Consider the following 10632-nt stretch of genomic DNA (forward strand, 5'->3'; position numbering starts at 1 on the left):
ATCGCGGCGATGGAGCGTCACGCCCCGGAGCTGGAACGCGTGAGCCTGCACCCGCTGTTCGCACCCGAGCGGGCACCCGGTTCGATCGCCGTCGTCCGGGCTCACTCGGGACCGGCGACCGACGAGCTACTTGCGGCCCTCGAGGCCGGCGGGAACGAACTGCTCGAGACGACGGCCGCGGTACACGACGAGGCCATGGAGACCGTCCAGGCGGCGACCCACGCCGCGGTTTTCTCCTTTGCCCTCGCGGCGGAGTCGGTCCCCGACGGGTTCGAAACGCCTATCTACGAGGAGTTGCGGCGACTCGCCCGACAGGTGACTGCGGGCACGCCGCGCGTCTACGCCGATATTCAGGACACGTTCGACGGCGCGGACGCCGTCGCCGACGCCGCCGCCGAAATCGCCGCCGCCGGACCCGAGGAGCTCGAGGCACTGTACCGGGAAGCGGCCGCGAACTGGCACGACGAACGCGACGAACGACGCGATACCGGAGGGAACACCACGTGAGCGACCATCGCGACGCCGTTCGATCGAACGCGAAGTATCTGCGCAACGTCCGGCCGATCGACCCCGAGGAGATCTGCGAGTACATCGAGGGGGCCCCCCATCCGGCGGTGGTCAGACAGCTCCTCCGCGAGGAGGCCGCCGATCTCGGACTACTCGAGCGGGACGACGGGCTGTTCGTTCCGGTCGACGACGAGCCGGTTCGGCCCCTTCGGGGACCGGTCGAACGGCTTCCCGCCGATTACGAACGCCGGCTCGAGGACCTGCTCGCCGATCGGTACGGCCCGAACTGGGAGGGCGGCGCGTCGGGTGACCTGCTCCGCTCGACGATCCGTCGGTTCAAAGCGAGCTACCTCGACGGGCGACCGGTCGAGTACGACGACGACGTGGCCGCGGGGTACGCGATCTACCACCTTCCGGGGTACTACGCGGCGGTGCAGTACGCGCTCGACGATCTCGCGGAACGGGGGCTGCTGGGCCGGAAGCTTCGGGTCCTCGATATCGGCGCGGGCGTCGGCGGCCCCGCGCTCGGCCTCTGTGACTACCTCCCCGACGATTCCTTGCTCGAGTACCACGCGATCGAGCCCAGCGCGGCCGCGGACGTGCTCGAGGAACTGCTCGCGGAGACGGGGCGGAACGTCCACACGACGATTCACCAGACCACCGCGGAGGCGTTCGATCCGAGCGAGGCCCTCAGCGCTGACGATGGCAGTAGTCGTAGCGGTGACAGTGGCGGGAGGAGTGACGAGAGCGATGACAGCGGCGGCTCCGGCGATGGGTTCGACCCCACCGCGCCCGACGACGGCTTCGATCTCGTCCTCGCCTGCAACGTCCTGAGTGAACTCGAGGATCCCGCCGGCGTCACGCGATCGTTCCTCGAGACGCTCGCGCCGGACGGCGCGCTGCTCGCGATGGCCCCTGCGGACAAAAACACCAGCGTGGGGCTGCGCGAGGTGGAACGGGACCTCGAGGGTGAGCGTCTCTGGGACCGAGCGGCCGTAGACGTCGACGCGTCTGACGATTCCGATTCGGCGACCTATCGTCGCGGAGCGGTGACCGTTTACGGCCCCACCGTCAGGCTCTGGCCCGGCGAAACCCCCGCGGATCGCGGGTGGTCGTTCGACGTCCGGCCCGATCTCGAGGTGCCGGATTTCCAGCGACGACTCGACGAGGCCGCGCCGGCCGACGACGACGATCACGCGCCCGGCGAGTTCGTCAACGACGACGTCCAGTTTTCCTACTCGCTCCTGCGCCTCGACGGCCGTCGGCGGATCGATATGGCGCTCGAGACGAACGAGTGGGCGAAGATGGCCGAGATGGAACGTCACGTCACGAACCGAATCGACATCGTGGCGGCGAAGCTTAGCCGGACGTTAAGCGGGGACAGCGACGGGAACGGCGGCCGCGGCAGCCGGTCGAATCCGCTGTTCAAGATCAGCGACGGCAGCGAAGCCGTCGATCACTACGCCGTCGTGACGAACGAAACGTCGCTCAACGGACCGCTGCTCGAGGCCGATTACGGCGAGGTCTGCACGTTCGAGCGCATCCTCGCGCTCTGGAACGACGACGAGGAAGCCTATAATCTGATCGTCGACGAGGAGACGGTCGTCGATCGAATCGGCTGAGACGGCCTCCTGGCAGTCAGTTCCGGCGCACCCGCATGACGGGTCGCGGTGCGCCGGGACACGGTGACAGCGGACCGTCTGAAACGGTCGGCCAAACCGCCTGAGACAGCCGATCGAACCGCCCGAGACGGAAAAGCGGTGGGCTTTTCGCACCGCCGACCGACCGGCGTGACATGAGCGACGACCTCGAGATCCTGTTGACCAACGACGACGGGATCGACAGCACCGGTATCAGGGCGCTGTACGATGCCCTTTCCGAACACGCCAACGTGACCGTCGTCGCGCCGGCCGACGACCGAAGCGCCTGCGGCCGGTCGCTCTCGCACGAAGTCGAGGTCGACGATCACGAACTGGGCCATGCGGTCTACGGGACCCCTGCGGACTGCGTCGTCGCCGGTCTCGCCGAACTCGGCCCGTTTCCGGACCTCGTCGTCGCCGGCTGTAACAAGGGAGCGAACCTCGGCGAGTACGTCCTCGGTCGCTCGGGAACGATCAGTGCGGCCGTCGAGGCCGCCTTCTTCGACGTCCCCGCGATCGCGACGTCGCTGTACGTCCCCGTCGACGACACCCCGTTCGCGGAGATCGAGATGACGGCCGACGATTACACCGAAGCGAGCCGCGTGACGACGTATCTCTCCGAGCGCGCGCTCGAGGCCGGCGTCTTCGACCACGCCGCCTATCTCAACGTCAACGTTCCGCTGCCGGACGGTGAACCCGCTCCAATCGATGTCACGCGCCCCTCGAAACGCTACGAGATGGACGCCGAACGCGACGATGCACGCGTCACCCTCCACGACCGCGTCTGGGAGGATATGACCCCCGACGGGCTTCCCGACCCCGAGGGCACCGACCGCCGCGCGGTCGTCGAGGGCCGTATCAGCGTCTCGCCCCTGACCGCGCCTCACTCGACGAACCACCACGAGGCGCTCGACGCGCTCGCTGACACCTACAGCAGTCTCTGAGACGGAAAAGTTCGCTTCTCGCGGCAGTAGCGTGATCGGGTCGGCGACGATCACGTCTCGGCTCGCTCGAGAGCGGGGCGACTCCGCTGACAGCTGACGGCGTGTCGCTCGGTGCGAGCGAGTCGCGTCGACACCCGCTCGAACTGTCGGCGCGAGCTGCGTGTCGCAAGTGATAACAGTGTTCGCCCGTTACGGCCGGTAACGGGGCTCGAGACGGGGAAATCGGTGACTACCGCAGTATCGAGCGTGTGGTAGATGAGCGCCTCGGTCGGAATCGCGTTGTCGGCGAGCCTGTCGGTCGCTCAAAGTGATAACTGGCTTGCGGGTCGCAAGGGAGCCGCTATTCGCCAACGGAACCGTCACGATAGTCACGCCGTAATCGCCGGATTATATCCATGTCACTTCCAAAACATAAAACCAAGGTAGGTGGGCGTTCAAGTTGTGATAGTTCCAATGGAGCGTGATCAATAGATGGTATTCAATACACTCTGGGCTCGCATCTCGTCTCTCTGGAGCGGTTCGGCAGACGAGCCCCGAGCGAGCGAGTCCACATCGACATCGAGCGAGGAAACGAACGAGGAATCCGACGACGAAACGTTAAGCTATGCCGAAGAAATCGAGTACGGCGTCGACGAACACGATCTCCCCGACGAAGACAAGATTCTCCGACTACTCGTCAAACGCGGCGGCCGCGTCGACCAATCGACCATTCGCGAGGAAACGGGGTGGTCGACGGATCGACTCGAGGACGTCATCGACCGTATGGAGGACGACGACCAAGTCAGCGCCATCACCGTCGGTCGCAAGCGCGTGATCTGCCGGCGCGGGTTCGAACCGAAGGGCTATCGCGGCCACCTCAACGAATAACTGCCCGGTCTCCCGTCCCAAACGAGCACTCAGCTCCCCTCCCCGAAACGACGGCGACATTCACTCCCCTCCGAGCCGGCTTTCGACTCGAGAGCGGCGGGTTCGATCGGTACGAGTTATTCATTCCCCTTCAGCCATCCCGACGAACGCGGTCACCCAGCCATCTCCCGGCCCATCTTTATACGCGGCGTCGGCGTATGCGGAGCCGATTCCGATGGATCTCACGATCGAAGACGCGCGGGTCGTCGTCGACTACGAGGGGACCGACTACGCGTTCGAGGTCGTTGGCGATACCGAACTCGAGTACGCGGAGACGAGCGCGCCGGAAGCGACAGTCCCCGACGAGGTACTCGAGGAACTCGAGGCGCAGGGGTACATCGTTTACCGTGACTGATGGCCATAGCGTCGTTCCGGTACGCAACCCGTCCGCTTTCGTGACGCTCCCCGTCGAGTGGAATCCTTCATTCCGGTGTTTTCCAACGTTCCGGTGGGGATGGCGTACAAAGACGATGTAACGAGGAGACTCGAAGCGTGCACGGCATGTGAATCCGTCTAGCGGCGCGGCGGTGGCCGGACGGCGAGATTCAGAGTATCGGCTAGGACGGCTGTTCGTCCGGTTCGACCGACTTCGAACTGATCGACGATTCGGATGACGATCACGGGGCCGACCCCGGCGGCGGTTGATCCGAGTGGTGCTGTCGGGGATGGATGAGCGGAGAGATACAGAGACTACTATCGTCGTCGTTCAGCCGGTACTCGTGTAGACAGGACCTGACGGTGTCCGAAACAGTATTGCCGGTCTGAATCAACGGCGCCAATCCGCGTCATTCGAGGCTCTGAGCGAGAGCAATTGTCCGCTTGAAACGGCTTTATGATCCGTATAGTGAACCGCCGAACAGCGAAAGTATCGCGCAATGAAATCTCGCATACCCGTCCGCGACGGGCAGCACGACCAGCACAACGCCTCGAGCGGCCGTCTGAATCGGAATTCGTCCGAGAGCGTGGCCGTTCCGACAGCGGAAACGGATCGCTCGAGGGCGGAGACGACCGATTGGCCGCCCGCGGCCCGACGACTGATAGTCTCAGCGATCAGCGAGACGACGAGTGCGTAACCCACCGATCACCGGATTACAATCACTCAATTACCGATAATGCGCCGCAACACCCAACAACACGGAACGGAGTCCCGATCGATTCAGCGCAGCGTTCAGGTTGTACTCACCATCAGTGGCATCGTCTTCCTCCTGGCCGGGCTGATACTCGCTGCGAGCGGGGCATCCGTCAGCAGCGCCATCGGGTCAGTCACCGACCGATTTGACGACTCGAGCCAACCGGCTGACGATATCGATTCGTCGAATGGTGACGCCGCGGACGGTGGCAGTAGTGGTAACGAAACCGATGATACCGACGGCGGTGACAGCGATACCGGTGATAGTGGTGACAGCGATACCGGTGATAGTGGTGACAGCGATACCGGTGACGGCGATACCGGCGACGGCGATACCGGCGACGGCGGTGATGGAGATACCGGCGATGGCGGTGACGGCGATGGCGACAGTGATGATGGCAATACTGACGGTGATGACAGCGACGGTGGTGACAATGGAGATAGTAGCGACGACGACGGAACACACGCGTTGACAGTATCCGTGGTAGACCAAGACGGTAACGCGGTCGACGGGGCCGACGTGAGCCTCGATGACTTCTCCAGCGACGAGAAAACGACCGGCGGAGATGGCGAGGTCGAGTGGGAGGTCGAGGACGGCACCTACGGCGTTACCGCAAATGCGGACGGATACCAGTCCGCTGAAGACAACGTCGAGATCGACGGCGACGACGAATCGATCGAGCTGACACTCGAGGAAGAAGACAACGGCTCGGGCAATGACGACGGCTCGGGCGATGACGACTCGAGCGATGACGGCTCGAGCGACGGTAGTAGCACGATGACGTTCGTCGTGGAAGACCAGAACGGCAACACGCTCGACAATGCGACCGTTGCGCTCGAGCGGGAAATGTTTGGAGAAATTCGAGGGAAAGAGGAGAAAACCGTCGACCAGAACGGCGAGGTCGACTTCGAGCGCGAGAACGGCGACTACGCGTTGACCGTGACCGTGGACGGGACCGAGTCTGAGGAACAGACCATCACGTTCGATGGCGACGACAGAATGGTGTTGGAGTACGAGACGACGGACAACTAGCAGCGGTTCGGTTCAGCTGCGGTTTTAGTGTTCGTTTTTACCGTTTCTCAGAATCGATCGCACCGGTCGGTTCGCCGATCGACTCTCTATTCGAGCGTCGACGTGAATCCGGACTTATTCTCGTGCCGGCAGGGACACTGCTTGGCGACTTGCTCGGTAATCGGGGCTCGAACGCGACCAGGGTCTCGAGGCGTCGCAAAGCCGATTCGACACTCGTTTTATCGATCCCGTGCCACCGGCCCCCGGTTCACCATCCGATCAACTCTCGAGACCACCGTGTTCGCTGGTCGTCGATAGCAGGTAGCAGTGCAGAGGCGGTGTCACCGAGCGACCCTGTTTGCGCCGAGGAATTCCCTATGACCGGGATGTCTGGCTCACGATCGACGATCCCTCGTGGCTACTCGAGAGGATGTATTCGGCGCGTATCACGCCGGCCTCGGCGCAGTTACGGAGATTGCTGACACGCTCGAGCGAGAACGGTGCGAGCAAGGAAGGGATCGTTCCGCTATCGTTGCCTCGAGACTCGGCTCGACAGCATATCGAGTATCGCTCGTCTCGTTGCGGACAATCGTGGCTGCCGATGTTCGGCTGTCGGCATTCCGAGTGTCGTGACCGCTCAGCGTTTCGGGTATCCATGGCTACGTGGCGTTTCAGGTGTGCGTAGCTGCTCGGTGTGCGTAACAACTCGCCGTTCCGGGTGGCATATCCGCTGCCGTCATCTCCCGGTCGCTCGGCCGAACGAGTGACCCGTTATCTGTATCGCTCCTCGAGCGATGTGACTCACCGGTCGCTGGATACACGCGACCGTTTCCGTCCGGTATCGGTTCGAGAACTGCCGCAGTCGGTGTCGAACGAACGCGTCGAAAAGACGTTACTCGAGAAACGGAGCGATCATTCGACCGTGACGCTCTTCGCGAGGTTGCGCGGTTTGTCGATCGGGCGGTCGAGTTGCCTCGCGGCGTAGTAGGAGAGCAACTGGAGCTGGACGTTGGCGAGCAGGCCCGCCCAGACGGGATGGGTGTCGGGCACCGACAGGTGGTCGTCGGCGACGTCGACGAGGGACTGATCGTCCGGTCCGACGGCGACGATCGGTGCGCCGCGGGACTGGGCCTCGATCGCGTTCGTCTTCGTCTTACTGTCGCTGTCACTACCGGTCGAGACGGCGAACACCGGCGTCTCTTCGGTGACGAGGGCGAGCGGACCGTGTTTGAGCTCGCCGGCGGCGAACCCTTCCGCGTGCTCGTAGGTGATCTCCTTGAACTTCAACGCGCCCTCGAGGGCCACTGAGTGACCGAGCCCGTGACCGATAAAGAAGTACGACTTGCTACCGAACACGTCTCGGGCGAGCGCCTCCGCCCGACTCGTCTCCAGGACGGTCTCGACGTGTTTCGGGAGGTCCTCGAGCGCCTCGAGCATCTCCCCTCGATCGTCGGCGGGAGTCCCCTCCGGGACGTCCGCCGCGATTCGCTGGGTGAGCAGGGCGAGCGTGACCGCCTGCGAGGAGTACGTCTTCGTCGCCGCGACGCCGACTTCCGGGCCGGCGCGGATGTAGATCGCATCGTCGGCTTCGCGCGCGGCCGTCGAACCGACGACGTTAGTGACGGCGAGCGAACGAGCACCGCACTCGGTCGCTTTCCGGACCGCATCGAGGGTGTCGGCGGTCTCGCCGCTCTGGGTAACCGCGATGACGAGCGTGTTCTCGTCGACCGGTCCGGACGTGGATTCGTACTCGCTCGCGCGGAGGACCTCGGTTCGGAGGCCGGCCTCTCGTACCAACTGTGCGCCGTACATCGCCGCGTGGTAGGACGTCCCGCAGGCGACGAACTGGACGGTGTCGATATCGTCGAACGAGCCGGGCGGGAGGCTCTCGAAGGCGACGTCGCCGTCCTTGATCCGGCCCTCGATCGTATTGGCGAGAGAGGTCGGCTGGTTGTTAATCTCCTTCAGCATGTAGTGGTCGTACTCGCCTTTGCCCGCGTCCTCCGGATCCCAGTCGACGGTGTCGACCGATCGCTCGATCGGGGTACCGTCGAGATCGGTGATCTGGTAGGTGTCCGGGTCGAGAACCACGATATCGCCGTCCTCGAGGTAGATTACCTCGTCGGTGTGTTCGAGGAACGCCGGTACGTCGCTCGCGAGGTACCACTCCTCGTCGTCGAGACCGAGAACGAGCGGCGATCCCTTCCGTGCGGCGTAGACCGCTTCCTCGCCGTCGACGATCGCGGCGATCGCGTAGCTCCCCTCGAGCGTGTCGACGGCCCGGCGAACTGCCTGTTCGGTGTCACCGGTTTCCTCCCGGTATTCGTCGATGAGGTGCGGGATGACCTCCGAGTCGGTGTCGCTCTCGAACTCGTGGCCCTTCGCCCGGAGTTCGGCCTTGAGCTCGTCGTAGTTATCGATGACCCCGTTGTGGACGACCGCGACGTCACCCGCCGTATCCGTATGCGGATGGGCGTTTTCGTCGGTCGGTGGCCCGTGGGTGCTCCATCGGGTGTGGCCGATCCCCATGTTTCCGTGCGGTTGTCCGTCCAGGCTCGATTTGAGGCGGGACACCTCACCCGAACACTTGTGGACCTTGACGCCGGAGCCGTTCTGGACGGCAATCCCCGCCGAGTCGTAGCCCCTGTACTCGAGGTTCTCGAGCCCCGTGATGAGCGTGTCCGCCGCGTTCCCGTGACCGATTCGTGCGATAATACCGCACATCAGCCGATCACCTCCGGTCGAGCGGCGGCGGGCGACCACGCCACACCGGCGAAACGGTGGGCGGCGGGACGATCGGCAGTTGCGACGGACGTAGCGAATCGGCTCGAGACCGCTGCCTTACGTGGAGGACTGTTCCGTGTCATTGATCTCATTGATCCCATCCGCTCATCGCCGGCGGATCGGGTGCTACTTCCAACACGGACAACAGCGGCCATTACTATACCACGAATAAGACCGTACTGCGAATATCACGCGAACTATCGAGTGCATAACACCCCATTCGTTTTTCCAATTTTGGCTTCACGTCTCACTCCGCCCATTGTCTCAGCAGAACGCGACATTCGTACAATTCCGCCCGTGCCGGGTGAGAGACCGCTTCGAGACGGGCGAACCGATTATACTGTCGGCCGTCGCCGGTCGAACGGGTAGCCGGGACCGGTTCGCCGATTCGATGCACTGACTCGCAGCCGTACGGCTCCCTGTGGAGTACGAACTGCCACGCGAGGCGCTATAGTAGCCACTGAAGCGATTTCATATTGATCGAAACGCGGTTCTCACTCGCGGTTCTCGCTCACTCTGTTCGCTCACGGCTCGTTTCACTCACCGTTCGCGTTCCCGCGGTTCTCGCTCACACTGTTCGCTCCGAACCGCGCATCGCTCCGAACCGCGCACGTTCCGAATCGCGCTCCCGTCGTGCGATCAGGTGGACACTGACCTTCAGTGGCTACTAGCGTCGGTACTCCAGGTTCAAAACGCGCTTCGTTCGGGGACCGAGTTCGAAACCGGAGCGCAAAGGCAGCGATGCGGTCGGTGGAAAACGATTCGGTCCGTGAACCGACGATACTCTCGGTCGGACACTGCTGTGGTCGTCAGGTGCTTACGGGTGCGGGTTCCCGATCTCGGTAGACCGCGTCTCGTCGTCGGGCAGTGGTTCGGAGAAGACGATGACGTTCTCTCGACCGACCGATCGCTTTTCAATCGTCCCGTCAGCGTGCATCTGCGAGCAGATCCTGCTGACTTTCGACTTCGACCAGCCCGTTTCGTCGGCGATCTGGTGCTGGCGAATGCGACCGTCGTTTGCGACGAGCAGTCGGACGACCTTGCCCTCGTCGCTCAGGAGCTTCGGTGGCGTTTCGGGCGACAGATACGATTCGGACGCCCATTGATCGTCCGTGTGCGTGTGAACTTCGTCCGTTTCACCCGCCGCGTTCACGACGAACGGGAGCGACGACATCTCGAGTTCGCGTTTCGACAGCACGTCGCCCATGCGAATCCCGATGAGTACGCTGATCAGCAGGAACAGAACCGCGATCAGGGCTGTTTCCCAGAACGACGACACGCGAAGCAGTTGTATCATGGACAACGGTCCATCAGGTTGATCGCTAGCCCCGGAAAAAATCGCCCCCGAGGGAATCGCGTGGGCCCCCTGGTGAGTCGAAGCCGGACCCGTTCCGATCGAGACGGTGCTGTGAATCGATGCGAGCTGGGCTCCGACTCCGATCTGGGGATTGGAAACCATGATTACGCGGTTCTGTGACGGCCGGTGCGTGATCCGAGTCACGATGACGTGAACTCGCCGACCGTACTGGTACTCAGGCTCAGGGGACCTTCATTATGAGTTCGTATAGGACCGTTTAACAACGGTTTAAGTTCTCATCCGGGCACCGAGCCGTTGACTGGTCACTGCCGTCGATAGCGCCCGCCCGTTCCCGGTTTCACTGCGTGGAACGCTTGCAATCGTTTATCCGGGGTATAGTAAACCCCCGACGG

8 protein-coding genes and 1 pseudogene are annotated in these 10632 nt (G+C 63.2%); 7 read left to right on the top strand and 2 right to left on the bottom strand.

Annotated features, from left to right (window positions below; translation table 11 throughout):
• From PGX04_RS20070 to PGX04_RS20100, 7 genes and pseudogenes are all read left to right on the top strand, one after another.
• Positions 1–507: pseudogene (locus PGX04_RS20070) on the top strand (prephenate dehydrogenase); the annotation flags it as partial.
• Positions 504–2129, top strand: coding sequence for a small ribosomal subunit Rsm22 family protein (locus PGX04_RS20075; protein ID WP_273740134.1), 1626 nt, complete (start codon positions 504–506; stop codon positions 2127–2129). The pseudogene PGX04_RS20070 and the gene PGX04_RS20075, both read left to right, overlap by 4 nt.
• A 173-nt stretch (positions 2130–2302) precedes the next feature.
• Positions 2303–3091 (top strand): 5'/3'-nucleotidase SurE, encoded by a 789-nt coding sequence (gene surE, locus PGX04_RS20080; RefSeq protein WP_273740135.1) that lies wholly within the window; start codon positions 2303–2305, stop codon positions 3089–3091.
• 471 nt (positions 3092–3562) lie between these two features.
• Positions 3563–3958, top strand: coding sequence for a helix-turn-helix transcriptional regulator (locus PGX04_RS20085; RefSeq protein WP_273740136.1), 396 nt, complete (start codon positions 3563–3565; stop codon positions 3956–3958).
• Between the two features lie 214 nt (positions 3959–4172).
• Positions 4173–4352 (top strand): hypothetical protein, encoded by a 180-nt coding sequence (locus PGX04_RS20090; protein WP_098724270.1) that lies wholly within the window; start codon positions 4173–4175, stop codon positions 4350–4352.
• Between the two features lie 520 nt (positions 4353–4872).
• Positions 4873–5070 (top strand): hypothetical protein, encoded by a 198-nt coding sequence (locus tag PGX04_RS20095; protein ID WP_273740137.1) that lies wholly within the window; start codon positions 4873–4875, stop codon positions 5068–5070.
• A gap of 39 nt (positions 5071–5109) precedes the next feature.
• Positions 5110–6159: a carboxypeptidase regulatory-like domain-containing protein gene (locus PGX04_RS20100; protein WP_273740138.1), complete on the top strand. Its 1050-nt coding sequence runs from the start codon at positions 5110–5112 to the stop codon at positions 6157–6159.
• A gap of 891 nt (positions 6160–7050) precedes the next feature.
• On the opposite strand, the gene glmS is transcribed toward PGX04_RS20100, so the two are convergent.
• Positions 7051–8862, bottom strand: a complete 1812-nt coding sequence (gene glmS, locus PGX04_RS20105) for a glutamine--fructose-6-phosphate transaminase (isomerizing) (protein ID WP_273740139.1) — start codon at positions 8860–8862, stop codon at positions 7051–7053.
• 877 nt (positions 8863–9739) lie between these two features.
• Positions 9740–10381 carry a helix-turn-helix transcriptional regulator gene (locus PGX04_RS20110; protein ID WP_273740158.1) on the bottom strand — a complete coding sequence of 214 codons (642 nt, stop codon included), beginning with the start codon at positions 10379–10381 and terminating at the stop codon, positions 9740–9742.
• Positions 10382–10632: the final 251 nt, after the last annotated feature.

This window comes from Natrinema soli (genome assembly GCF_028618695.1).

Coding starts and splice junctions, on each gene's coding strand:
- PGX04_RS20090 (WP_098724270.1), top strand. CDS start 4,173: ATGGATCTCACGATCGAAGACGCGCGGGTCGTCGTCGACTACGAGGGG.
- glmS (WP_273740139.1), bottom strand. CDS start 8,862: ATGTGCGGTATTATCGCACGAATCGGTCACGGGAACGCGGCGGACACG.
- PGX04_RS20095 (WP_273740137.1), top strand. CDS start 4,873: ATGAAATCTCGCATACCCGTCCGCGACGGGCAGCACGACCAGCACAAC.
- PGX04_RS20100 (WP_273740138.1), top strand. CDS start 5,110: ATGCGCCGCAACACCCAACAACACGGAACGGAGTCCCGATCGATTCAG.
- PGX04_RS20110 (WP_273740158.1), bottom strand. CDS start 10,381: ATGGTTTCCAATCCCCAGATCGGAGTCGGAGCCCAGCTCGCATCGATT.
- PGX04_RS20085 (WP_273740136.1), top strand. CDS start 3,563: ATGGTATTCAATACACTCTGGGCTCGCATCTCGTCTCTCTGGAGCGGT.
- surE (WP_273740135.1), top strand. CDS start 2,303: ATGAGCGACGACCTCGAGATCCTGTTGACCAACGACGACGGGATCGAC.